The organism is Arthrobacter sp. TmT3-37 (genome assembly GCF_054510835.1).
On sequence record NZ_JBTNDU010000003.1, the window covers coordinates 265153 to 288311 of the forward strand.

Here is a 23159-nt window from a genome sequence, read left to right on the forward strand (position 1 = left end):
CGTCGTCGCTCATCCGTGCACTACCTGCGGGCTCGTCCGCACTCCGTCCGCGTGCCGCCGTACTGCGTCAGATGGGCCGGAGCTCGCGGTACCGGGCGTCGATGGACGATGACACGGCGGCGCCGAGCAGGAGCAACCGCATGGTCCGCTCGGTGGCCTCGATGAGCAGTTGCTCGCCGTTCGCGACGGCGTCCGCCAGGTTCATCGGGATGGTCATGATGGAGGCGATCGCGTCGATGCCGATATCGTGCACGTCCGGGGCGCCCTTCCCGAGGGAGCCCGCCAGTGCCAGGACGGGTACGCCGGCGAGCTGGGCCCTGCGCGCGACGACGGCGGGTACCTTTCCGTTCGGTGTCTGGAAGTCGATGGCGCCCTCGGCCGTGATGACGAGGTCCGCCCCGCGCATGAGCGCGTCGAGGTCGAGTCCGGCGAGACCGCTGTCGATCAGGGCCTCGAAGCGTGGCACCAGCCGGGCGCCGACGGCGGCGAGCCCGGCACCGAGGCCGCCGGACGCCCCCGTCCCCGGCCCGGTCCGGTAGTCCGTCCCGGCGGCGAGCCCGTCACGTTCGAGGACCCTCGCCCACTGGCGCATGGCCTTGGCGAGTTCCTCGACCTGCCGGGGCGAGGCTCCCTTCTGCGGTCCGAACACGCGGGCGACGCCGGTCTTGCCGCACAGCACGTTGTGCTGGTTGCACGCCAGGACGATCGTCGCCTCGTGGACGGCTGGATGCAGGCCGGAGAGGTCGAGCCGCTCCGCGTCGATCAGGGCGGAGCCGCCGAAGGGGAGGTCCCGCCCCTTCCCGTCGAGGACGCGCGCACCGAGCGCCTGGAGCGCCCCGGCGCCTCCGTCGCTCGTCCCGGAGTCCCCACACCCCACCACGATGGTGCGGATGCCCTCGTCGAGCGCCGCGCGGATCAGCTCACCCACGCCGTAGGTGGTCGTGGCTCCGGGGTCGCGGAGTTTTCGCGGCACGAGGCGGAGCCCGGCGGCGGCGGCCATCTCGACGACGGCCGTGCCGGTGGCGCTTCCGCCGAGCCTCGCATAGTGCGATTCGACCGGCGCGCCGACCGGTCCTGTGACGTTCACCGGCACGAGGACGCCGTCCGTCGCGGCCGCGAGGGTCGCGGCCGTCCCTTCGCCGCCGTCCGCGATCGGCACGGCAGTGACCTGCACCCCCGGGAGGACCCGCCGGACGCCCGCGGCGATGGACCGGGCCACCGTCTCCGCGTCGAGGGACTCCTTGAAGCCGCTGGGTGCGATGAGGATGCGCTGGGGGACTGCCATGGTGGTTCTCCTTCGGGTAGGACGGGCGATGGAACGGGTCGTCAGGGGAAGAGCGGCAGGCCGAGGAGCGGCCAGACCAGGAAGCTGAAGAGCAGCACCAGGGCCACGTTGACGGGCGCCAGGAGCGATGACAGCCGGAGGAGGTCCTTCGGCGTGTAGGTCTCGACGCCGTCCACCGCGGCGAACATCGCCACGGGCTTCGCGGAACTCGTGAGGGTGTGGCAGAAACCCGCAGCCGCCGTCGAGGCGAATGCCGCTGCCATGGGTTCCACCCCGACGGCCGGTGAGAGGGCGATCACGACGGGGATCAGGACGGCCGACCGCGCCGACCTGCTCTGGATGACGAGGTGGGCGACGGTGGAGAGGAGCACCACGAGGACCACGAAGAGGGGGGCCGCTGCCGCTCCCAGCGAACGGATGGGCCCCAGCACGCCGCTCGCCAGCCAGTCGGCCGCTCCGGTGGAGACGAGGGCGTTGCCGAGAGCCAGCGTCGCGGCCATGAAGAGCAGCAGGGACCACGGCACCGATTTCAGTCCCTTGGCGAGGTCCACCGAGCCGTAGCTCGGCGACGCCGCGACGAGGGCGCCGATCAGCGCGACGAGGGCGGGATGGAGCCCGTGCAGCGGCTCGGTGCACCACAGGACGACGACGGCGCCCAGCAGGAGCGCGGCACGGGACTCGGCGACAGTCAGCGGACCGGTGACGGGGGTGTCGGAGTGCTCCTCGAGGGCGGCGACATGGATCCGCAGGCGTTCGCCGCGCTCGGCGGCGGTGGTGAACATGCGCAGCACGATCTCGGCGCAGAGGTGGGATGCGACCAGGGCGAGGGGCAGGCCGAGAAGGAGCCACGTGGCGAAGTCGAAACTGCTGCCCGTCGCGGTCTCGAGGATCTGGCTGGTGATGAGGTGGGCGCCGGCCCCGAGGAAGGACCCGACCGCGGAGAGGAGGATCACCGACGGGAAGAGGATCGCCAGGGTTTTGACGAGCGCGACGCGGCCGGCGAGTGCCTGCCTCAGTGCCAGGAACACCGGCAGGGCCAGCGCGGCGCGCCCGGACGTCGAGGGGACGGCGAAGGTGGTGACGACGAGGGCGAGGGTCGTCAGGTGTGCGAGTTGCCGCGGTGTCGTCGCGCCCGTGATGATGAACGCTGCCCCGCGGTTGGCCAGTCCCGAGGCGCGGACACCTGCGGCGATGACGAACGCGGCGAGGAGCAGCCAGATGGTCTCCTCGCCCAGGGTGGAGAAGAGCTCCCCGGTCTCCATCGTCCCGGTGAGGACCAGGACGGTCGCCGCGCCGAGCGCGATGTACGTGTCGTCGATCGAGGTGAAGATCCAGAGCCACACCGCCAGCACGAAGACCATGAGCGTGACCGCGCCCTGCGGGGACAGGCCTGCGTCGGGTTGCCGGGCGGCGAGGACGACGGCGGCGGCGATCGTGAGTCCGACGGTGGCGGCCACCGACCGGATGACGAGGGAGCGTCGGGCAGCGGCCCGTGCGCCGGCATCGGTGACGGGCGGGGTGCCGGGCGCCTTCGCCGTCCGTGGCGGCGCGGTGGAGTGCTCGACCAGGGTCATGGCAGCCGGTATCCTGCTCCGCGGATCGTCTCGATCCGCTCTGCGCCGATCTTCCGGCGCAGGGCACGGACGTAGACGTCGACGACGTTCGAGCCCGGATCGAATCCGTAGCCCCACACCTGGTTGAGGAGCTGCTCGCGGGAGATGACGCGGTCGGGGTGCCTCAGGAAGACCTCCAGGATCGCGAATTCGCGCGACGTCAGCTCGACGGCGTCGTCCCCGATGCGTGCCCGCCTGGAGTGGAGGTCCAGCGACAGGCCCTGATGCTCGATGACGGTGCCGGCTGTCATGGGTGCACGGTCCGTGAGGCGCAGGCGGATACGCGCGAGGAGTTCCGCGACGTGGAACGGTTTCGTGACGTAGTCGTCGGCACCGCCCTCGAGCCCCGCCACCGTGTCCGGGACGCTGTCCCTCGCGGTCAGGACGATCACGGGTGTCGGCACGCCCTCCCCCCTGATCTGGGCGAGGACCTCGAACCCGTCCATCAGGGGGAGTCCGATGTCGAGGATGATGAGGTCGAAACCGGCGGCACGGGCGAGGAAGAGCGCCGTCTCGCCGTCCGCGGCATGTTCCGTGGAGTAGCCGGCCGCGTGCAGGCCCTTCTGGATGAAGGAGGCGACGCGGGGGTCGTCCTCGGCGATCAGGATGCGGCTCATGGTGTCTCCTGCGGTGTCGGTCGTAGGATGGCCCGCGGGGGCGGAGCGGGCTGGGAGATGGTCGACGGCTTGTTCCCTGTGGTCTGCCGGCCGGTCGTCGTGCCCCTGCCCGGGGGGAGGGTCCCCGGCGGCTGGAGGGGCGGTCCCGACGCAGGATCGACCCGGAGCCTCGCGGGTGCCGGCAGGAGGAGCCCGAACGTGGCACCGCGGCCCGGTTCGCTGCGCACCCAGGCGGAGCCGTCGTGCCCGTCCGCGATGGCCCGCACGATGGACAGCCCCAGTCCCGCACCCCCGCGCGCTCCGCCGGTCCGCAGCCTGTCGGCCGGCAGCGCGTTCGCCGAACCGTGCTCGAAGCGTTCGAAGATCACCGCGGCCTCGTCCTCGGTCACGCCGGGGCCGGAGTCCTTCACCCAGATACGCAGCCGCCGGTCGGTACCGGCACCTTCGAACGCGGAACCGAGGCTGATGTCGGTGCCGTCGGGCGTGTACTGCACGGCATTGGCTCCCAGCTGGAGCACCGCCTGGGTGACGCGCTGGCTGTCCAGCGCGACCGTCCCTTCGGCGACCTCCATGAGGAGCCATCGCCGGTCGCCGAGTGCCTGCATCTTCGCTTCGAGGTCGAGCATCAGCTCGGCGACGTCGGTCGGGGCGGGCTGGACGAAGTCGGGGCGCTCTGCCTTGACCAGCAGAAGGAGGTCGGAGACGATCCTCGCCATCCGGGACAGCTCGCCGTCCACGAGGGTCAGGGTGGCCGCACGGCCCTCCGGGTCGTCGTCGATCAGTTCCAGGTGCCCGCGGATCACGGTGATCGGCGTCCTCAGTTCGTGGCTGGCGTCGTCGATGAAGCGTCGCTGCGTGACGTACGCCTGCTCGAGGCGATCCAGCATGTCGTTGAACGTGACCGCGAGCGCGGCGACGTCGTCGCGGCCCTGGACCGGCACGCGTGCGGTGAGATCGGACTCGGTGATCTCGGTGGCCACGCGCCTCACGTCCCGGACGGGCCGCAGGATCTGGCCTGCCACCAGCCACGCGATCCCGGCGGTGAACAGCAGACCGCCGAGCGCGACGAAGAAGATCACGGTCACGGTCTCCTGCACCTGCTCGTACCCTCCGCGCGGGAACGCGGCGACCACGAGTGTCCCGGACTCGGTACCGGCCTGTACCTCGACCTTCCCCCACCGCATGGGCCCCGCCGCCGTCTCGCGTACGCCGGACGCGGCCGGGTCCGTCCGCAGCTCCTCCAGCAGCGCCGTGTCGGAGGGCAGCCGGTATTCGTCGTTGTTGCCGCGTCCATCGGACCCCAGGTACAGCACCTCGCCCCCGGTCACTCCGAGGATCACCTCGCCGGCGGAGGCGTTCTGGCGGGACAGATAGCGTTCCAGCAGCTCGCTGACCGACGAGTACGGCTGCGCCGTGAGTGGATCCACGGCCTCCGCCGCGAAGGTGGTGAACTCCTGCGCTTCCTGGACGACGTCGTCGTTGGCATCCCGATCGACGCCGGCGATCAGCAGGGAGCGGACGGTGACGAGCAGCGCCAGGAGGGCCAGGGCCGTGGTGAGCACGATCCAGCCCACGATGCGCCATCGTGCGGAGACGGCCGAGCCACCCACGGGCCGGATCGTCCGCCCCGCGGTCGCTGATCCCGCGGCGGGCCTCGAGCCCGGAGCAAGTGGTTGCAGCCCCATCAGTCCTGGCCGTCCTGGCTCGTGGCGTCGTCGTCGATTTCGTCGGGTCCTTCGTCCTCCCCGTCGTCGTCGAACACCTCGCGCTCCACCAGCCCGGGGGTGCCCTGGCCCGGCGCGGGTGCAGGCGCCGGTGGGGCGGCGGGTACGGGTGCAGGCGCCGGTGGGGCTGCTGGTGCGGGGACAGGGGCAGGCTCGGGCGCGGGCTGGAGCGTGGGGGCCGGGCTGGCAGAGGGCGCCGGTGCGGCCGGCGGTTCCGGGGTCGGCACGGACCCTGAGGGCTCATCGGTCGCGGTCGTCCGGGTGTCCTTCCCCCCGGTCGGAGCGAGCTCCACGACGACGGTCTGCGGATCCACCGAAGGGATGTCGGCGGGGCGGCTCAGTTCCTGGCTCCCGACCGCGAGGAGTGCCGGCACCGCGAGCAGCCCTGCTGCAGCGAGGATGCGGGGGCCAAGAGCCATGGGGTTCTCCTTGTGGTCGTGCGGATGGGTCGGAACGGGGGCGGATCGGGACGGTACCGGGCCGCCGGCGTCGGAATCCCCGTCGCCGTACCTACTCTGGCGCACGCAGGTGAGGTCGTCGTGAATACTGCATGAGGACTTCTTCATCTTCGCCGCCCGGACGCTGCCGCCGGTCCTGCGCCCGGACGCTGCCGCCGGTCCTGCGCCCGCGCCACGCGGCCCACCGGCCGGCGCTCCCATATACTCCGAACATGCCGAATCCGTGCCTCGACCGCAGCAGTCCTGCCCAGCAGCCCGCCCGCGAGCAGAGCGGACGCGCTCTGTGAGCGGCGGTCTCGTCGCCCTGCTGGACGACGTCGCAGCCCTCGCCCGCATCGCAGCCGCCTCGGTGGACGACGTCGCCGCCGGCGCCGCCAAAGCGGGGGCGAAGGCCGCCGGCGTGGTGATCGACGACGCCGCCGTCACCCCGCAGTACGTCTCCGGCGCCGATCCCTCCCGCGAGCTGCCGATGATCAAGCGGATCTTCTGGGGCTCGCTGCGGAACAAGCTGCTGATCATCCTGCCCGCCCTGCTGCTCGTCAGTGCGTTCATCCCGGGCATCATCCCGTTCATCCTCATGCTCGGCGGCACCTACCTCTGCTACGAGGGTGCGGAGAAGGTCTGGCACAAGATCCGCGGCCACCACGAGTCCAAGCAGGCGCCGGCGGTGGAGCGGGGGCCGGAGGCGGAGGCCAGGGTCACCAAGGGCGCCATCACCACCGACTTCATCCTCTCCTGCGAGATCATGGTCATCTCGATGAACGAGGTGTCCGACGAGTCCCTGGTGGCCCGGGCGCTCATCCTGATCGTCGTCGCGCTCGCCATCACGGTGCTCGTGTACGGCGCGGTGGCGCTGATCGTCAAGATGGACGACATCGGCCTGCACCTGACCACCAAGGACTCGGAGGGCTCGCAGCGCCTCGGCCGGATGCTCGTGAAGGGCATGCCCGGAGTGCTGGCGGCGATCACCCTCGTCGGGACGGTCGCGATGCTGTGGGTGGGCGGCCACATCATGCTGCAGGGTGCCTACGACCTCGGCTGGCATGCGCCGTACGACCTGGTCCACGTGCTCGAGCACCCGTTCGTCGGTGTCCCCGTGGTCGGCGGTCTCCTTGCATGGCTGGTGAACACCCTCTGCTCGGCCGTCCTCGGACTGGCCTGGGGTGCCCTGGTCCTCGTCGTCGTGCACCCCCTGCTGGGACTGCTGCCCTCGAGCAGGAAGAAGGGCGGCCACGAAGAGGGCGACCTCCGCGCCGCCATCGCCGGCCACAAGTCGGCGGGACGCGAACGACCGCACACCTGATAACCGGTCGTCGGCGAATTCCCGCGAATTCCCGCGAATTCCGGCGAGTTCCGGCGCGTTCCGGCGGGTTCCTGCGGGTCGGCCGGCAGGCGGCTGGTCGCGCCGTCGGGCGGGGGTGTCGTTCGTGCCCCGACCGGTCCTGGGACGGCAGGTGACCGGCACCAGCCGAGAGCGATGGGGACCGGGACGGCGAGGACGGCCGGGACGGCAGAGCGTCCCGGGAACCGCTCCCGGACGCCGGGTCGCCGGGCAGGAGTGCCTGTAGTGTTCGCCTATGCCGGAAACAGCACTGGAATGGAAACTGGAAGTCGTCGTGCTCCCGAGCGCCGACCTCGACCGCTCGCTCGCGTTCTACCGCGACCGGGTCGGCTTCGTCCTGGATCACGACGTGAAGCCTGCGCCGGGCGTCAGGATCGTCCAGCTCACGCCCCGGGGATCCTCGTGTTCGGTGGTCCTGACCGAGGGCATGGGGTCCGACGCCGGCCGACCCGTCTCCGGCCTGCAGCTCGTGGTGCGTGACGTCGAACTGGCCCGCGCGGAACTGGTGGAGCGCGGCGTCGCCGTCGATCCCGTCACCCGGATGGGTGAGGGTGACGCGTCCGCCTTCATCTACTTCTCGGACCCGGACGGCAACGGCTGGGCCGTGCAGGAGATCCGGAACCGAGGGGACTGGCTCCCCTCGTAGGTCCTCGGCCCTCCGCCCGGGCGACGCACCGGACCCTTCCCCGCACCTCCGGGACCTCGCCGGTCAGGCCGCCGGTCAGGCCGGCGGGCTGTACAGCTGGAGGTCGTTGCCCTCGCTGTCCTTGAACGGCAGGATCCGGCCCCAGGGGTACTCGCTGATCTCCCCTTCGATCGACGCGCCACCGCGCGCGGCGATGCGCTGCACCTCGTCCTCGATGGAACCCTCGGGCGAGAAGCTGATGACGGCGCCACCGCCCGATCCGCCGTGGGTGTTCTCCCGGGCGTTGAGACCGATGGTCAGGCCACCGGCGTCTATCTCCGTCCAGTCGGTGTCCTGCATCGTCACGCTGAGACCGAGGGTGTCGCGGTAGAAGGCGACGGCCCTGTCCATGTCCTCGACGGGTACCCAGACTGCTGCAATTCCCTGTGCCATGGCGCTCCTTTCGCGGACCGCGTGCGGCGGTCCGACGGCTCGCGGGCCCTGACCGGGCCCGTCGCACCGAACGTTACCGGCACCACCCGCCGGGCTTCCCGGTCGGCCCGGGGCCTTGACGGGCCCGCCGGGATGCTGTCCCGGCTACCGCGGTCTCGCGCCGGCGTGCTGCCGGGCGAGCTCGGCCAGGGAGTCGTCGACGCCGTCGTCCTGGAACGAGCCGAACCGGCGTTCCGCGGCGGTGCGCAGCAGGAAGTCGGCGATCGCGGGATTCTTCGGCAGCAGGGAACCGTGGAGGTAGCTCGCCACGATGTTCCGATGGCGGGCGCCCTCGTGGTTCTCCTCCGCATTGTTGCCCGCCCCCTTGACCACTGTCGCCAGGGGCCTCAGTCCGCTCCCGAGGAAGGTCTGCCCGCTGTGGTTCTCGTAGCCGTGGATCTCCCCGAACTCGTCGCTCCGCGCGACGACGTTGCCGATCAACCGTTCGGTCCCGCCGCGTGTCTCCAGGTCGAGGACGCCGATGCCGGGGATGACGGTGCCGTCGTGCGTGCGGAAGACGTTGCCGAAGAGCTGGTAGAGGCCGCAGATGAGGAGCATCGGGGTGCCGTCCTCGGCCAGCTCCCGCAGGCGGGGGGCGATGGCCTGCAGATCGTCCTGGATCACGACCTGCCCGCTGTCCTGGCCGCCGCCGCCGACGATGATGTCGACGTCCTCCGGGAAGGCGTCCCCGGCGTTGTGCTCGAGGATCTCGGCCCCGTAGCCTCGCCACGCGAGGCGCTGCTTGAGGACGAGGACGTTCCCGTAGTCGCCGTAGATGTTCATCTCCCGCGGGTACAGCTGCAGGATGCGCAGGGAGCCCTTCGACGGATCGGCAGGGGCCTCCGTCAGCGAGCTCGCGGATGGGGCGTCACTCATCAGGAGACCACCTCGACCTTCGTGATCTTGGACAGTTCGCGGCGGACCGCGAGCATGGCGGTGTAGGTGCAGAAGATACGCTTCGGGCGCCCTGCCGACATCCGGACGAACTCCCTGAGCGCGTCGGTGATGTCGGGCTCGACGGCGCCGACCCGGACGTCGTCGTACTTGAGCCGGAGCGCCATGTCGTAGGCGCGGACGCCGCTGACGACGTCCACGCCGCCGAGGCCCAGGGAGTCGAAGTCGACGTCCCACAGCCAGGACATGTCGCGGCCGTCGGCGTAGTTGTCGTTGATGGCGATCATGGTCGCGCAGCCGGCGGGGTCGAAGGACTTCAGCCCCAGCCGGAAACCGCTCGGGTTCTTGACGAGCACCAGTTCGAGCGCCTGCCCGTCGACCACGAGGCTCTCCCCGCGACCGAAGGCGGGTTCGACGGCGGCCAGCGACGAGAACAATCTCGCGGTGTCGGCCGTCCCGCCCAGGACCGCCCGGGCCGCCGCGAGGGCCGCCGCAGCGTTGAAGATGTTGTAGACGCCGCGGAGGCGGAGGTCGGTCCGGGTGGTCGTACCCGCGACCTCGAACTCCGCCGAGTTCCCGTCCACCGAGCGCAGCACCACGTCCGCGGGCAGGGCCGACGCCGGCGCGGTGCACTCGGCACCGCGCAGTTCGTCGTCGTTGGGAAAGGTGCTCCTCAGCGACGCGTCGAGGCCGAAGTAGACGACCTCGGTCGCCGGTACGGACGAGGCGAGGCCCGCGACGCGGGGGTCCTCACGGTTGAGGACGACGGTCCCCGTGGTGGCGAGGGCGATGCGCTCGAGCAGGCGTGTCGTGGCATCGATCTCGCCGAAGCGGTCGAGCTGGTCGCGGAGGACGTTCAGGAGCAGCGAGTGCCGGGGTGGGACGAGCTTCACGAAGTGCACGGCGTGCGCCTCGTCGAGCTCGAGCACGGCGACGTCGGCCTTCAGGCGTCCACGCCAGTCGACTTCGCCGAGCAGCGCGGCGGCGACGCCGCGGGTGAAGTTGCTGCCCGTCCGGTTGGTGAAGACGCTCAGGCCCTGGCCCTCGAGCAGCTCGACGACCATCTTGGTGGTGGTGGTCTTGCCGTTCGTCCCGCTCACGACGACGACGCCGTGGGGGAGGCCGGAGAGCGCCCGGCCCATGAAGCCGGGGTCGAGGCGCTCGACCACGAGGCCGGGGAACGCGGAGCCGCCGCCGCGCAGGCGCGAAGCGACGCGCACGGCCTTGCCCACGAGGACTGGAAGGGGATTCATGGCTACAAATTATCGCAGGCCGGCCCGCCTTCCCGGGACGCGGCGGGGAGGCGCTGCTCACGCCGGCCCTCCGGCGGCGGCAGGACGGTGCCGGCGACCTAGAATTGAGGGATGACCTCCCCGTCCTTCTCGGCCCCCCTGCCCACGTCGGGCGCCGCTCCGTCCGCCGCCTCCGACCACGCCACGGTCCGCGCTGCCGCCGGTACGACGACGGTCCGCACGGACGTCGTCGTCGGAGTGCTCGCGGTCCAGGGTGACGTGCGCGAGCACATCGCGACCGTCACCTCGCTGGGCGGGCGCGCCGTGCCCGTCCGGCGGCCCTCGGAACTCGCAGCGATCGACGGCCTGATCATCCCCGGCGGCGAGTCCACGACGATGGACAAGCTCACCCGCACCTTCGGCCTGGCGGACCCGCTGCGGGACCTCATCGCCGGCGGCCTGCCCGTCTACGGCTCGTGCGCCGGCATGATCCTGCTGTCCGACGTCATCGCCGATCCATCGGTGGACCGGCTCGGCAATCCGCAGCAGACGCTCGGCGGGCTCGACATGGTGGTGCGGCGCAACGCCTTCGGCCGCCAGCGGGAGTCCTTCGAGACCGACCTCGCCTTCGCGGGCCTCGCAACGACCGGCAGTGCTGCGGGAGGCGACCCCGTGCGGGCCGTCTTCATCCGCGCGCCGTGGGTGGAGAAGGTGGGCGACGGCGTCGAGGTGCTCGCGCAGGTGCCCGCCGGGCAGGCTCCACAGCCGGGCCCGGCCGCCGGCACGTCCACCAGCCCGGGCGGGGCGGCGGGGGACGATGGTGCCGGCGGGGCGTCCGAGTTGGAGCCGGTCGCTAGAATTGTCGCAGTGCGTTCAGGGAACCTGCTGGCCACGAGCTTCCATCCGGAGGTCACGGGGGAGCGGCGGGTCCACGAACTGTTTATTCGGATGATCAGAGGAGAAGCATAAGCATGTCGGGGCACTCCAAGTGGGCAACCACCAAGCACAAGAAGGCGGCGATCGACGCCAAGCGCGCGAAGTCCTTCGCCAAGCTGATCAAGAACATCGAGGTCGCCGCGCGGGCCGGCGGGGCCGACGTCGCGGGTAACCCCGGCCTCGAGCTGGCCGTGTCGAAGGCGAAGAAGACCTCCGTGCCGATCGACAACATCAACCGTGCCGTGAAGCGCGGCGCCGGCCTGCTCGGCGAGGCCGTCGACTACCAGACCATCATGTACGAGGCCCGTGGGCCCCAGGGCTCGGCCCTGCTCATCGAGTGCCTCACGGACAACAAGAACCGCGCGGCCTCCGAGGTGCGCCTCGGGATCAGCCGCAACGGCGGGACCATCGCGGATCCCGGTTCCGTGGCGTACCTGTTCGCGCGCAAGGGCGTCGTCACGCTGCCGAAGAACGGACTCACCGAGGACGAGCTGCTGCTGTCGGTCCTCGACGCGGGAGCGGACGAGGTCAAGGAGTCCACCGACACCTTCGAGATCGTCTCCGACCCGCAGGACCTCCGGGCCGTGGTGGCGGCGCTCGATGAGAGCGGCATCGAGTACGAGACCGACGAGGTCGAGTTCGTGCCGTCGATGCAGGTGGACCTCGACGCCGACGGCGGCCGCAAGTTCCTCAAGCTCGTGGACGCCCTGGAGGAGCTCGACGACGTCCAGAACGTCTACTCGAACGCCAACCTCTCGGACGACGTCCTGGGTGAGCTCGAGAACGACGACTGACATCGCACCGCTCGGCATCGCAGGACCGGTGACACCGTGACGTACCGCGTCATGGGCGTGGACCCGGGGCTGACGCGCTGCGGCCTCGCCGTCGTCGACATCGAGCCGAACCGGCGCTCGACGCTCGTCGCCGTCGGCGTCGTCGGTACGGAGGCGGGCAGGAGCCTCGACGAGCGGCTCCTGGTCATCTCGGAGGCCGTCGACTCGTGGCTGGACCTGCACGAACCGCAGGCCCTCGCCGTCGAGCGCGTGTTCAGCGGAACCAACATCAGTACCGTCATGGGTACCGCGCAGGCGTCCGGGGTCGTCATCGTGGCCGCCGCGCGCCGGGGCATCCCGGTGGCCCTCCACACGCCCACCGAGGTCAAGGCCGCCGTCACGGGGAACGGGCAGGCGGACAAGGTCGCCGTCACGAAGATGGTGACCAAGATCCTGCGCCTGGAGACCGCGCCGAAGCCGGCCGACGCCGCCGACGCGCTCGCGCTCGCGATCACGCACGCCTGGCGGAGGGGAGTGGGCCTGCAGGGTGCTGCGGCGTCCGGCGGGTCCGTCACGCCCGCCCAGCGGATCTGGGCCGAGGCGGAAGCCCGCGCCCGACGTCGCTAGCCGGTCCGGGCCTACGCTGCCCGAACCCCGGCACGGTGCCTCGATCGCCGTCGACCGGCCCTGCAGCCGCTCCGCACCGGAGCGGATACGCCCTTCCCGGTGTGGCGGGGTCGCCCCTGCGCGGAGAGGCCGGTACGGTTGACGATTAGAACGTATGTTCGACGCCGGGTGACAGCCCGGCCTGCCCCTTCCCACTCGTGCCCCTGGAGACCCTCATGATCAGTTCCCTGCGCGGGACAGTGACCCACGTGGGCCTGCACTCCGCCGTTATCGACGTCAACGGCTTCGGCATGCAGGTCCAGGCCACGCCGCAGACCCTTGCCGGGCTGCGCGTCGGGGCCGAGGCGACGGTCGCCACCGCGATGATCGTGCGCGAGGATTCCATGACGCTCTTCGGTTTCGAGGACGCCGATCAGCGCGAGGTCTTCGAGACCCTCCTGGCGGTCAGCGGCGTGGGCCCCCGCCTCGCCCTCGCCGTCCTCGCCGTCCACGCACCGGACGCGATCCGGGTGGCTGCGTCCTCGGGCGACGACAAGGCGTTCAGCAAGGTGCCCGGCATCGGCCCCAAGGGTGCGCGGCGCATCGTGCTCGAACTCGCCGGGAAGCTCGTACCCCTGGAGTCGAAGCCGGGCGTCTCCCAGCAGACGTGGCAGGGCCAGGTGCTCACGGCCATGATGGGGCTCGGCTGGTCCGAGAAGGACGCCGGGGCCGCCATCGACGCGGCCGTCGCGGAGGCACCGGAGGTCGCCGAGACGGGTGACGTGGGCCAGATCCTGAAACTCACCCTGCGTCGCCTCGGCCAGGACGGCGCGCGCAGCTCGGCCCGGACGAAGGTCGGGTCATGACGGACAGCCACCCCGAGGACGCCCCGCTCGTCGCGCCGGCGGCCGACCCCGAGGACAGGGCGGTGGAGGCGGCCCTGCGGCCGAAGAACCTCGACGACTTCGTCGGTCAGAAGCGGGTACGGCGGCAACTCTCGCTCGTCCTGGAGGCCTCGCGCCTGCGCGGGCGCAGCGCCGACCACGTCCTGCTCTCCGGCCCTCCCGGACTCGGGAAGACGACGCTCGCCATGATCATCGCCGCGGAGATGAACGCACCGCTGCGCATCACCTCCGGGCCCGCGATCCAGCACGCCGGTGACCTCGCCGCGATCCTCTCGTCCCTGACGGACGGGGAGGTCCTGTTCCTCGACGAGATCCACCGCATGTCGCGGCCCGCCGAGGAGATGCTCTACATGGCCATGGAGGACTTCCGCGTGGACATCATCGTGGGCAAGGGCCCCGGGGCCACCGCGATCCCGCTGGAGCTGCCGCCGTTCACGCTCGTCGGCGCGACCACCCGCGCCGGGCTGCTGCCCGGACCCCTCCGCGACCGGTTCGGATTCACCGGCCACCTCGAGTTCTACTCGACCGGGGAGCTCGAGCTGGTGCTCCGCCGCTCGGCGATGCTCATGGACATGAAGGTGAACTCCGCCGCCTTCGCCGAGATCGCCGGGCGTTCACGGGGGACGCCCCGTATCGCGAACCGGTTGCTCCGACGCGTGCGGGACTGGGCGCTCGTTCATGGCATCGACCTCATCGACGCGCGGTCAGCCAGTGCAGCCCTCGACATGTACGAGGTGGACGCCAGGGGCCTGGACCGGCTGGACCGGTCCGTCCTGACAGCGCTGATCACCAAGTTCAACGGCGGTCCCGTGGGGCTGTCGACCCTCGCCATCGCGGTGGGGGAGGAACCGGAGACGGTGGAGACCGTCGCCGAGCCGTACCTGGTCCGTGAGGGCATGCTGGGGCGCACTCCGCGGGGCAGGATCGCGACGGCGGCAGCGTGGAAGCATCTGGGCCTGGAGATGCCCGCGAACGTGGCCGCGGCCATGCCGGAGGACCTGTTCTCCGTGGCGCCGGACACCCTCCTCGGAGCGGAATCGGGCCTTGACGGCTGGAGCCGGCCGGACTCCTGACGAGGAGACGCCCAGCTTTCCCCTTTACACTGGTGTCTTCGAATGTGTGCCGGGGCACAGTCCTGCCGCCCACACCTCCAGTCCCAGGAACGGAAATTCCCAGTGCTCGCACATGTAGTCGCCCAGACCACCTCCGGAGATGCCCCTCCCTTCGACATCTTCTCCCTCCTGCTGCCGCTGGCGCTGGCATTCCTGATCTTCACCATGTTCCGCAGGCAGCGGAAGACGCAGCAGCAGGTGAAGGAGATGCGGACGCAGATGGAGCCCGGCACCGAGGTCATGACCCAGTTCGGCCTCTACGGGACGATCGTCTCGATCGACCAGGAGAACAACAAGGCCGTCCTCGAACTGTCGCCCGGGAACACCGCCACGGTGCACACCCAGGCCCTCTCCAAGGTCGTCACGCAGGAACCGACCGTCGCCCATGACGCGGACGCCACGGCGGACCGCGGCGATCTCGACGCCTACGACGGCGCCGCGGTGCCCGACGACGCGTCGTCGCTCGATCGGACGCCGACGGCCGGTTCGACCGCCGCGGGAACTCCCGGCGCGGTATCGGGTGTCGAGACCCCGGAGGAGACGCTGGAGCGGCTGGACCGCGAGCAGTCCACCCGGGAGAACCGCGACGCGCGGGATGCGCGCGACCCCAAAGTGAACCCCGACAACTAGCATCTTCTGGGGCGCGGTACTCAGCCGCGCCCTCTCTGGATCAACCCGGCGCGAGAGCCGCGCCACTGAATAAGGACACCCACCATGCCTCGTACCGGTCCCGGGACGGCAGCCAAGCGGACACTAGTCTGGCTGGGCGCATTGACAGCACTGCTCGCGATCCTGCTGGGAGCGGGTTCCTACTGGAGCACCGCGAGCTGGAGTCCCCGGCTGGCCCTCGACCTCGAGGGCGGAACACAGATGATCCTCGCCCCACGGGTCCAGGGCGGCACGGAGATCACTCCCGAACAGCTCGACCAGGCCGTCGAGATCATCCGCCAGCGCGTGGACGGCTCCGGCGTCGCCGAGGCCGAGATCAACACCCAGTCCGGGCAGAACGTCATCGTGTCGCTGCCCGGCACCCCGGATCCCGAGACGCGCGACCTCATCCAGGCCTCGGCCCAGATGGAGTTCCGACCGGTCCTCGCCGGAGGACCGGGCCAGGCGCCGCCCGCGGAGACCCCGACACCCGACGACCAGCTGCCGCAGCCGGCGGCCGAGCCGCAGGACGCGAGCGATCCGAACTGGATCACCCCGGAGCTCTACAAGCAGTTCGAGGCACTGGACTGCCTCGATCCCGCCGCGCTCGAGCCCGCCGAGGAGCCCGCGCCGGCCGACCAGCCGATGGTCGCCTGCGAGCCCGACACGCAGGGCAAGTACATCCTGGGACCCGTCGAGGTCCCCGGGACGGACATCTCGACCGCGAGCTACGGGCTGCAGCGCGGAGCGCAGGGCCAGGCACTGAACACCTGGGCCGTGAACATCGACTTCAACGACGAGGGCACGCAGACCTTCCGGGAGGTCACCGAGCGCCTCTACGCCATCGGCTCGGGAGACCCCCGCAACCAGTTCGCCATCGTGCTCGACGGCCGGATCGTCTCGGCGCCGACCACCAACGCCGTGATCCCCGACGGCAACCCCCAGATCAGTGGCAACTTCACGGAGGAATCCGCCGCCGCACTGTCCGAGCAGCTGAAGTACGGCGCACTGCCGATCAGCTTCGAGATCCAGAGCGAGCAGCAGATCTCCGCGACCCTCGGTGCCGACCAGCTCCGGCTCGGTCTCGTCGCCGGCCTGATCGGACTCCTCCTCGTCGCCGTGTACTCGATGTTCCAGTACCGGTTGCTGGGCCTCGTCACCATCGCATCGCTGGTGGTCGCCGGCGTCCTCACCTACCTGGCCATCTGCATCCTCGGCTGGACGGAGAACTACCGGCTGTCCCTGGCCGGTGTCGCCGGGCTGATCGTCGCCATCGGTCAGACCGCCGACTCGTTCATCGTCTACTTCGAGCGCATCCGGGACGAGCTCCGTGACGGGCGCGGGCTCATCTCCGCCGTCGAGAACGGCTGGCGCCGTGCCAAGCGCACCGTGCTCGCGTCGAAGGCCGTGAACCTGCTGGCCGCACTCGTGCTGTACTTCGTGGCCGTCGGCAACGTCCGTGGCTTCGCCTTCACGCTCGGCCTGACGGCCATCGCCGACCTCGTGGTCGTCTTCCTCTTCACCCATCCGGTGCTCCGCCTGCTGGCCAGGACCAAGTTCTTCGGCGAGGGACACCCCTGGTCGGGGCTGGACCCGAGCAGGCTCGGAGGCATCCCGCTCTACCGCGGAGCAGGCAGGCTGCGCGAGCCGGGCGAGAGGACCGAGAAGGGGGAGCAGTCCGTCGCCGTGGCCCGGACCAGGAACAAGGGCGCCGCGGCCGAAGCCGACCGCCGCATGACCATCGCCGAGCGCCGCCGCGCGGAGCAGCAGAAGGCCCTTGCCGGGCGCACCGGTTCGTCCCAGAAAGAGAACAACGAATGAGCCGCACAAGCTTTGCCACGTTCGGCAACGAGCTGTACTCGGGGAAGCGCTCCTATCCCTTCGTCGCCAAGCGGAACCTCTGGTTCCTCATCGCCGGTCTCGCCGTGCTGATCTCGATCATCATCCCGGTGGTCAAGGGCGGCTTCAACCTCGGCATCGACTTCCGCGGCGGATCCGAGTTCACGGTGTCCGCCACCGAGAACACCGACACCGCGATCGGGGAGGCCGCCGTGACGGACGTCGTGCCCGACGCCGTCCCGCGGGTCACCAACATCGCGGCCGACACCATGCGTGTCCAGACCGAGCGCCTCTCGGACGACGAGACCCTCAGCGTCCGCGACAACCTCATCAGCGGGTACGGGGTGGGCGAGGACCAGGTGACCTCGAGCTTCGTCGGCCCGACCTGGGGTGAGGACGTCAGCCGCCAGGCCCTGATCGGCTTCGGTGTGTTCGTCTTCCTGGCCGCGGTACTCATGGCCATCTACTTCCGCACGTGGAAAATGGCCCTCGCTGCGATGGCAGCCCTCGTGGTGGTCATGGTCGTGACCGCGGGACTGTACTCGCTCAGCGACTTCGAGGTGACACCCTCGGCGATCATCGGCTTCCTCACGATCCTCAGCTACGCCCTGTACGACACGGTGGTGGTGTTCGACAAGATCCGCGAGAACACGGCCGACGTCACGATCTCCACGAAGCGCACCTTCGCCGAGCAGGTCAACCTCGCGGTGAACCAGACGCTCGTCCGCTCGATCAACACCTCGGTGGTCGCGATCCTGCCGGTCGCGTCGATCCTGTTCATCGGCGCCTTCCTGCTGGGCGCCGGCACCCTGCAGGACCTGTCGCTGGCACTGTTCATCGGCATCATCCTCGGCACCCTCGGCACCATCTTCATCGCGGCGCCGCTGTACGCGGCCCTGCGGCTCAACGAGCCCGAGCTGAAGAAGCAGGAGAAGAAGGTCCTGAACCGGCGGTCGCTCGAAACGGCGTCGGCCTGATCCACGCACCGCTGCCGACCGCAGCACGACCATCGGCCGCAGGGAGCCCGTCCGGGCATCCCTGCGGCCGATGCCATTCAAAGCCCAGCTAGACTTGGAGTTGTCGCGAACGTGTGGCATCTTGAGTCCTTGCCGGATCCGAGATCGAGATTGAGGGACTGCATATGGCTGAAGCGGTGAACCCTGCGGTACGGTCCGGCGAGGACCAGGGCGTTACGGCGCCAGGAGTTCCTGCTCCGATCGCCACCGATGACCCACGACCTGCCCCTTCCCGCGGACTCGTGCAGCCCGCGGCGCCGGCCCCACGCGGGCTGGTGCAGCCGGCCTCGGCAGCCTCCGCACCGTCGGCCACGAGTGCCGACCAGGTGGCGCCCGGGCGGCGGGGCCGCACACGGGCGCGCATCGCCCGCCTCACCGGCCGCGGCTCCTCCGGCTACTCACCCGTCCTCGAGCCCCTCCTGCGCACCGTCCGTGCGAACAATCCCAGGGAGGACCTCGACCTCATCCAGCGTGCCTACCTCGTCGCGGAACGCAGCCACGACGGCCAGACCCGCAAGAGCGGCGACCCGTACATCACGCACCCCGTGGCCGTCGCCACGATCCTCGCCGAGCTCGGCATGACCGGCACCACCCTGGCGGCCGCCCTGCTGCACGACACCGTCGAGGACACCTCCTACACGCTCGACGAACTCAAGCGCGACTTCGGGCCGGAGGTCGCGATGCTCGTCGACGGCGTCACGAAGCTCGACAAGGTGTCCTTCGGGGACGCCGCGCAGGCCGAGACCGTGCGCAAGATGGTCGTCGCGATGGCCAAGGACATCCGTGTCCTCGTCATCAAGCTGGCGGACCGGCTGCACAACGCGCGGACGTGGCGCTTCGTCTCGCCCGCCTCGTCGGCGAAGAAGGCGCGGGAGACGCTCGAGATCTTCGCGCCGCTCGCCCACCGCCTCGGCATGAACACCATCAAGTGGGAACTCGAGGACCTCTCCTTCGCGGCGCTCCACCCCAAGGTGTACGAGGAGATCGTGCGGATGGTGGGGGACCGGACCCCGGAGCGCGAGAAGCACCTCGGCCTCGTCCGGAACCAGATCGAGGAAGACCTCCGGGCAGTCAAGATCAAGGCGACGATCACCGGCAGGCCGAAGCACTACTACTCGATCTACCAGAAGATGATCGTGCGGGGCAAGGACTTCGACGACATCCACGACCTGATGGGCGTGCGTGTCCTGGTGGACAGTGTCCGCGACTGCTATGCGACCCTCGGATCGCTGCATTCGCGCTGGAACCCCCTGCCGGGGCGGTTCAAGGACTACATCGCGATGCCGAAGTTCAACATGTACCAGTCCCTGCACACCACCGTGATCGGCCCCGGCGGGAAGCCCGTCGAGATCCAGATCCGGACGCACGACATGCACCGGCGCGCCGAGTACGGCGTCGCGGCGCACTGGAAGTACAAGAGCGGCGGCCGGCAGCTGGAGGCCTCGGACAACGGCGACATGGGCTGGCTCCGCAGCCTCGTCGACTGGCAGCAGGAGACGTCGGACCCGGACGAGTTCCTCGACTCGCTGCGGTTCGAGATCAACGCGCGCGAGGTCTTCGTCTTCACCCCGAAGGGTGAGGTCATGGCATTGCCCGCCGGCTCGACGCCGGTCGACTTCGCCTACGCCGTGCACACCGAGGTGGGCCACAGGACCATCGGCGCGAGGGTCAACGGCAAGCTCGTGCCGCTGAACAGCGAGCTGAACCACGGCGACTGGGTGGAGATCTTCACCTCGAAGGCCGAGGGGGCGGGGCCGAGCCAGGACTGGCAGGGCTTCGTCAAGAGCCCACGTGCCCGGAACAAGATCCGCCAGTGGTTCACCAAGGAGCGCCGCGAAGAGGCGATCGACAAGGGCAAGGAACTGCTGACGCGCGCGATGCGCAAGCAGAACCTGCCGCTGCAGCGGATGATGACGCACAGCGCGCTGCTGACGGTCGCGCAGGATCTGCGCCACCAAGACATCTCGGCCCTGTACGCCGCGGTCGGTGACGGCCACACGTCGGCCCAGAACGTGATCGAGCACCTCGTGGCGCTCATGGGCGGACACGAGGGGGCGGAGGAGAACATCGCGGAGACGGCGGTCGCCACGCAGCCCCGCCGCCCGAAGTTCTCCGACTCGGGTGTGACCGTGCGTGGGGTCGGGGACGTGTGGGTGAAGCTGGCTCGCTGCTGCACCCCGGTCCCGCCGGACCCGATCATCGGGTTCGTCACACGGGGGTCCGGCGTCTCGGTCCACCGCAGCGACTGCCGCAACGTGCAGGAACTGCGTGACCAGCCGGACCGTATCGTCCCCGTGGACTGGGCTCCCACCCAGTCCAGTGTGTTCCTCGTGGAGATCCAGGTGGAGGCGCTGGACCGCAAGAGCCTGCTCTCGGACGTGACGAGCGTGCTCGCCGAGAACCACGTGAACATCCTGGCCGCGAACGTCAACACGTCGTCGGACCGCGTGGCGATGTCGCGCTTCGCCTTCGAGATGGGCGATCCGAAGTACCTGAACCACATCCTGAGCGCCGTGCGCCGGATCGACGGCGTCTTCGACGTGTACCGGACCACCGGTTCCCAGCGCCGCTCCTGACCGGCCCGCTCACGCCCGGGACTGCCCCGGGTTACGGGCGAGGCGCAGCCTCGCGAGGGCCCGCGTCTTGCCCGGCACCCGCGAGGTGTTGACCAGTGCTGCTTCCACGAGCCGCAGCGGACACGCGAGCTCCCGTGCCGTCCCGATCGCACGCAGGATCTCGACGGCGCCGGTGTCCTCCCCGTGCACGGCGATGTCCAGCGCCGTCCGGAGCGGTGTCGTCACCGAGACCCCTCCCACCAGGTTGACGTCGAAGGGCCCGAGCGCCACCTGATGCAGGACTGCGGGTGTGAACGGCGGTAGGGCCGTGGTGCGGCGGCGGTGATCCGTCACGAGGCTGATCAGCGACGGCCGGGGAGCACAGCCGTAGACCCAGGCGGCGCAGGTGCGGCCGAGCGCGACGCGCGGGCGGAGGGAGGAGGGGACGCTCCGTGCCGCTGCCTGCGACCGCGCGGCCGCATCCTCCCGGAAATCGCTGCGGAGATAGGAGTCGCCGATGACCAGCTGCACGAGCCCGTCGAGCCGCATGGCCTGCAGCTCTGCCGAGGTGAAGATCTCACCCGCATGGAAGAGCGCTCCGCCGGTGGACGTCACCGGATTCGATGTGCCGAGGGTGCGTTCGGGTGGAGCTGCGGCGCCGGCGCTGTCCAGGGGAGGCATCGCTCCAGCATCGCCACTGCGCTGCGCACGGAAAAGCCCCCCGGCACCGATGTGGACAACGGTGCCGGGGGGCTCGGACCTGTCCGCGGACGGACGGGAGGGATGGGCTCAGGAGAAGTCCTGCGCCGACTTCTGCAGCATCTCGAGCCACTGCTCGCGTGCCGCCAGCGCTTCCCGCGCGGAGGCGATCTTCTTGGCGTTCCCCGCGCGCTCGGCATCGGCGAGGTCGTCCCTGAGCTGCGCGATCGTCGCCTCGAGCTGGGCGAGCGCACTGTTGGTGCGTGCCTTCGTCTCGGGGTTCGTCTTCGTCCAGTGCTCGTCGTCGGCAGCCTTCACGGCGTCCTCGACCTGCCGCAGGGCACCGTCGATGCGCCCCATGTCGGCGCGGGGGACCTTGCCTGCCTCGTCCCAGCGGTCACGCACGGACTGCAGTGCCTTCTTGGCTGCAGCGAGGTCCCTGATGGGCAGGATCTGCTGGGCTTCCTTCAGCAGTGCCTCCTTGGCCGTCAGGTTGCCCGCGTACTCCTCGTCGACGGCTTCGTTGGCTGCCTTCCGGGCCTCGAAGAAGCGGTCCTGCGCCGCGCGGAAACGGGCCCAGAGGGCGTCGTCGTCCTTGCGGCTGGCGCGCTTGGATGCCTTCCACTCGTCCATCAGGCGCCGGTACTCGGCGGCGGTGTGGCCCCAGTCCGTCGAGTCCGCGAGCTGCTCGGCGCGCTTGATGAGGGCTTCCTTCGCCTGCTTCGCCTCGGCGTTGTCGCTGTCGAGCTGGGAGAAGTAGGCGCGCCGGTGCCGGTCGAAGACCGTGCGTGCCGACCGGAACCGCTTCCAGAGCGCATCCTCCGTGCCGCGGCCCAGCCTCGGCCCGTTCTTCTGCGCCGCCTTCCACAGCTCGAACAACTCGTTCATGCGGGTGCTGCTCGCCTTCCACTGCACGGTGGAGGGGTCCCTGCCGGCGAGTTCCTCGGCTTCGGCGACGATCGCCTCGCGGGCCGCGAGCTCCTTCGCCTTCAGCTCGTCCTGCACCGCGCGTTCGGCCTTCTCGAGCCCGCTGATGGCGCCGAGCAGCGCATCGATCCGCGCCTCGAGGGCCAGGACGTCTCCGACCATCTTCCGTTCGCCGACCTGCGCACGCAGGTGCTTGGCCGTCTTCGCCATGTCCGAGGACGGCGCCTTTGCATGCACGCGCTGCTCGAGCAGGGCGACCTGGCTGACGACGTCGTCGTACTTCCTGACGAAGTAGGCCAGCGCCTCTTCACGCGTGGCGTCCGGGTACTGGCCGACGGCGTGCTCGTCCCCCTCCACGAGGAGGAAGACGTGGCCGTCCTCCTCCACGCGCGCGAATCTGCCCGCCTCCTCGAGGGAGGTGCTGTGGGCCGGGGGTGCTGCCACGGGCTGTGCGGCCTTCTTCGCCGGACGCGGGGCCATCGCCGTCGGCAGCGGCGGGCGGGGAGCGGTCAGGCGGGGCGACGGCGTGCTCAGCGGGGCAGGCTCGGGCGCCAGGGGCACAGTCTGCTCGGTCGTCCCGGTCGTCCCCTCTGCCGGCACGTCCGCGTCCTCCGGTGAGCGCATGTCGTCGTCGGAGGACTCCACGGGGTCCGCGGATCCTTCCGCCGGAGGCGCAGAGGCCTCCGCTTCCGCGGTGCCGGCGGCATCCGCCACGGCGGCGTCGGCGTCGGCTACGGGATCCGACACGGCGGCATCTGACACGGCGGCATCGGCCTTGCCTGCTGGGTCCGCCACGGCGGCGTCGGCCTTGCCTGCTGAATCCGCCACGGCGGCGTCGGCGTCGGCTACGGGATCCGCCAC

The 23159-nt window shown here is 70.4% G+C and carries 21 protein-coding genes; 11 read left to right on the forward strand and 10 right to left on the reverse strand.

The window, feature by feature from the left end:
- Positions 1–67: 67 nt before the first annotated feature.
- From ACX80U_RS06290 to ACX80U_RS06310, 5 genes are read right to left on the reverse strand one after another with little or no spacing between them, the layout of a single operon-like run.
- The gene (locus ACX80U_RS06290) at positions 68–1285 is read right to left on the reverse strand and encodes a glycerate kinase family protein (RefSeq protein WP_459267791.1); all 1218 of its coding nucleotides are present in this window, start codon (positions 1283–1285) and stop codon (positions 68–70) included.
- Between the two features lie 41 nt (positions 1286–1326).
- Positions 1327–2859, reverse strand: a complete 1533-nt coding sequence (locus tag ACX80U_RS06295; RefSeq protein WP_459267792.1) for an SLC13 family permease — start codon at positions 2857–2859, stop codon at positions 1327–1329.
- Entirely contained in the window at positions 2856–3515 is a 660-nt protein-coding gene (locus tag ACX80U_RS06300; RefSeq protein WP_133081803.1) for a response regulator transcription factor, read from the reverse strand. Before ACX80U_RS06300 ends, ACX80U_RS06295 begins: the two co-directional genes overlap by 4 nt.
- Positions 3512–5200 (reverse strand): sensor histidine kinase, encoded by a 1689-nt coding sequence (locus ACX80U_RS06305; protein ID WP_459267793.1) that lies wholly within the window; start codon positions 5198–5200, stop codon positions 3512–3514. Before ACX80U_RS06305 ends, ACX80U_RS06300 begins: the two co-directional genes overlap by 4 nt.
- Positions 5200–5658, reverse strand: coding sequence for a hypothetical protein (locus ACX80U_RS06310; RefSeq protein ID WP_459267794.1), 459 nt, complete (start codon positions 5656–5658; stop codon positions 5200–5202). The genes ACX80U_RS06305 and ACX80U_RS06310 overlap by 1 nt, the downstream gene beginning before the upstream one ends.
- 322 nt (positions 5659–5980) lie before the next feature.
- Here ACX80U_RS06310 and ACX80U_RS06315 point away from each other — a divergent pair, with 322 nt between their 5' ends.
- Positions 5981–7000, forward strand: coding sequence for a DUF808 domain-containing protein (locus ACX80U_RS06315; protein WP_208739255.1), 1020 nt, complete (start codon positions 5981–5983; stop codon positions 6998–7000).
- Positions 7001–7274: 274 nt separating this feature from the next.
- Positions 7275–7685 (forward strand): VOC family protein, encoded by a 411-nt coding sequence (locus ACX80U_RS06320; RefSeq protein WP_459267795.1) that lies wholly within the window; start codon positions 7275–7277, stop codon positions 7683–7685.
- A 75-nt stretch (positions 7686–7760) separates the two neighbouring features.
- Here ACX80U_RS06320 and ACX80U_RS06325 read toward each other — a convergent pair whose 3' ends face one another.
- The 3 genes from ACX80U_RS06325 to ACX80U_RS06335 form a co-directional block, all read right to left on the reverse strand.
- Positions 7761–8117, reverse strand: coding sequence for a VOC family protein (locus tag ACX80U_RS06325; RefSeq protein ID WP_459267796.1), 357 nt, complete (start codon positions 8115–8117; stop codon positions 7761–7763).
- Positions 8118–8261: 144 nt separating this feature from the next.
- Positions 8262–9032, reverse strand: coding sequence for a type 1 glutamine amidotransferase (locus tag ACX80U_RS06330; RefSeq protein WP_459267797.1), 771 nt, complete (start codon positions 9030–9032; stop codon positions 8262–8264).
- Complete coding sequence (locus tag ACX80U_RS06335; protein ID WP_459267798.1) at positions 9032–10303, reverse strand: DUF1727 domain-containing protein; 1272 nt, start codon at positions 10301–10303, stop codon at positions 9032–9034. The genes ACX80U_RS06330 and ACX80U_RS06335 overlap by 1 nt, the downstream gene beginning before the upstream one ends.
- Before the next feature lie 111 nt (positions 10304–10414).
- On the opposite strand from ACX80U_RS06335, the gene pdxT reads away from it, so the two are divergent.
- The 9 genes from pdxT (at position 10415) to ACX80U_RS06380 (ending at position 20693) form a co-directional block, all read left to right on the forward strand.
- Entirely contained in the window at positions 10415–11251 is an 837-nt protein-coding gene (gene pdxT, locus ACX80U_RS06340; RefSeq protein ID WP_459267799.1) for a pyridoxal 5'-phosphate synthase glutaminase subunit PdxT, read from the forward strand.
- 2 nt (positions 11252–11253) lie between these two features.
- A complete protein-coding gene (locus ACX80U_RS06345) occupies positions 11254–12012 on the forward strand; it encodes a YebC/PmpR family DNA-binding transcriptional regulator (protein ID WP_459267800.1) in 759 nt (252 codons plus the stop codon).
- A 36-nt stretch (positions 12013–12048) separates the two neighbouring features.
- Positions 12049–12618, forward strand: a complete 570-nt coding sequence (gene ruvC / locus ACX80U_RS06350) for a crossover junction endodeoxyribonuclease RuvC (RefSeq protein ID WP_459267801.1) — start codon at positions 12049–12051, stop codon at positions 12616–12618.
- 215 nt (positions 12619–12833) lie between these two features.
- Positions 12834–13463 (forward strand): Holliday junction branch migration protein RuvA, encoded by a 630-nt coding sequence (gene ruvA, locus ACX80U_RS06355; protein WP_459267802.1) that lies wholly within the window; start codon positions 12834–12836, stop codon positions 13461–13463.
- Positions 13460–14575: a Holliday junction branch migration DNA helicase RuvB gene (gene ruvB, locus ACX80U_RS06360; RefSeq protein WP_459267803.1), complete on the forward strand. Its 1116-nt coding sequence runs from the start codon at positions 13460–13462 to the stop codon at positions 14573–14575. Before ruvA ends, ruvB begins: the two co-directional genes overlap by 4 nt.
- 102 nt (positions 14576–14677) lie before the next feature.
- On the forward strand, positions 14678–15244 hold the full coding sequence (gene yajC, locus ACX80U_RS06365) for a preprotein translocase subunit YajC (protein ID WP_459267804.1): 567 nt from the start codon (positions 14678–14680) through the stop codon (positions 15242–15244).
- Between the two features lie 84 nt (positions 15245–15328).
- On the forward strand, positions 15329–17083 hold the full coding sequence (secD, locus tag ACX80U_RS06370; RefSeq protein WP_133081817.1) for a protein translocase subunit SecD: 1755 nt from the start codon (positions 15329–15331) through the stop codon (positions 17081–17083).
- On the forward strand, positions 17080–18078 hold the full coding sequence (secF, locus tag ACX80U_RS06375) for a protein translocase subunit SecF (protein ID WP_459267805.1): 999 nt from the start codon (positions 17080–17082) through the stop codon (positions 18076–18078). Before secD ends, secF begins: the two co-directional genes overlap by 4 nt.
- A 164-nt stretch (positions 18079–18242) precedes the next feature.
- Positions 18243–20693, forward strand: a complete 2451-nt coding sequence (locus tag ACX80U_RS06380) for a RelA/SpoT family protein (protein WP_459267806.1) — start codon at positions 18243–18245, stop codon at positions 20691–20693.
- A 9-nt stretch (positions 20694–20702) separates the two neighbouring features.
- On the opposite strand, the gene ACX80U_RS06385 is transcribed toward ACX80U_RS06380, so the two are convergent.
- Together ACX80U_RS06385 and ACX80U_RS06390 are read right to left on the reverse strand one after the other, a co-directional pair.
- Complete coding sequence (locus ACX80U_RS06385) at positions 20703–21353, reverse strand: hypothetical protein (RefSeq protein ID WP_459267807.1); 651 nt, start codon at positions 21351–21353, stop codon at positions 20703–20705.
- Positions 21354–21461: 108 nt separating this feature from the next.
- Complete coding sequence (locus ACX80U_RS06390; protein ID WP_459267884.1) at positions 21462–23060, reverse strand: DUF349 domain-containing protein; 1599 nt, start codon at positions 23058–23060, stop codon at positions 21462–21464.
- Positions 23061–23159 lie beyond the last annotated feature (99 nt).

What these genes read in the sequence shown, in the direction of transcription:
- ACX80U_RS06380 (WP_459267806.1), top strand. Translation starts at nt 18,243, where the DNA reads ATGGCTGAAGCGGTGAACCCTGCGGTACGGTCCGGCGAGGACCAGGGC.
- ACX80U_RS06305 (WP_459267793.1), bottom strand. Translation starts at nt 5,200, where the DNA reads ATGGGGCTGCAACCACTTGCTCCGGGCTCGAGGCCCGCCGCGGGATCA.
- ruvA (WP_459267802.1), top strand. Translation starts at nt 12,834, where the DNA reads ATGATCAGTTCCCTGCGCGGGACAGTGACCCACGTGGGCCTGCACTCC.
- secD (WP_133081817.1), top strand. Translation starts at nt 15,329, where the DNA reads ATGCCTCGTACCGGTCCCGGGACGGCAGCCAAGCGGACACTAGTCTGG.
- secF (WP_459267805.1), top strand. Translation starts at nt 17,080, where the DNA reads ATGAGCCGCACAAGCTTTGCCACGTTCGGCAACGAGCTGTACTCGGGG.
- ACX80U_RS06290 (WP_459267791.1), bottom strand. Translation starts at nt 1,285, where the DNA reads ATGGCAGTCCCCCAGCGCATCCTCATCGCACCCAGCGGCTTCAAGGAG.
- ACX80U_RS06345 (WP_459267800.1), top strand. Translation starts at nt 11,254, where the DNA reads ATGTCGGGGCACTCCAAGTGGGCAACCACCAAGCACAAGAAGGCGGCG.
- ACX80U_RS06310 (WP_459267794.1), bottom strand. Translation starts at nt 5,658, where the DNA reads ATGGCTCTTGGCCCCCGCATCCTCGCTGCAGCAGGGCTGCTCGCGGTG.
- ACX80U_RS06300 (WP_133081803.1), bottom strand. Translation starts at nt 3,515, where the DNA reads ATGAGCCGCATCCTGATCGCCGAGGACGACCCCCGCGTCGCCTCCTTC.
- ACX80U_RS06320 (WP_459267795.1), top strand. Translation starts at nt 7,275, where the DNA reads ATGCCGGAAACAGCACTGGAATGGAAACTGGAAGTCGTCGTGCTCCCG.
- ACX80U_RS06330 (WP_459267797.1), bottom strand. Translation starts at nt 9,032, where the DNA reads ATGAGTGACGCCCCATCCGCGAGCTCGCTGACGGAGGCCCCTGCCGAT.
- ruvB (WP_459267803.1), top strand. Translation starts at nt 13,460, where the DNA reads ATGACGGACAGCCACCCCGAGGACGCCCCGCTCGTCGCGCCGGCGGCC.
- ACX80U_RS06295 (WP_459267792.1), bottom strand. Translation starts at nt 2,859, where the DNA reads ATGACCCTGGTCGAGCACTCCACCGCGCCGCCACGGACGGCGAAGGCG.
- ACX80U_RS06335 (WP_459267798.1), bottom strand. Translation starts at nt 10,303, where the DNA reads ATGAATCCCCTTCCAGTCCTCGTGGGCAAGGCCGTGCGCGTCGCTTCG.
- pdxT (WP_459267799.1), top strand. Translation starts at nt 10,415, where the DNA reads ATGACCTCCCCGTCCTTCTCGGCCCCCCTGCCCACGTCGGGCGCCGCT.
- ACX80U_RS06325 (WP_459267796.1), bottom strand. Translation starts at nt 8,117, where the DNA reads ATGGCACAGGGAATTGCAGCAGTCTGGGTACCCGTCGAGGACATGGAC.
- ACX80U_RS06385 (WP_459267807.1), bottom strand. Translation starts at nt 21,353, where the DNA reads ATGCCTCCCCTGGACAGCGCCGGCGCCGCAGCTCCACCCGAACGCACC.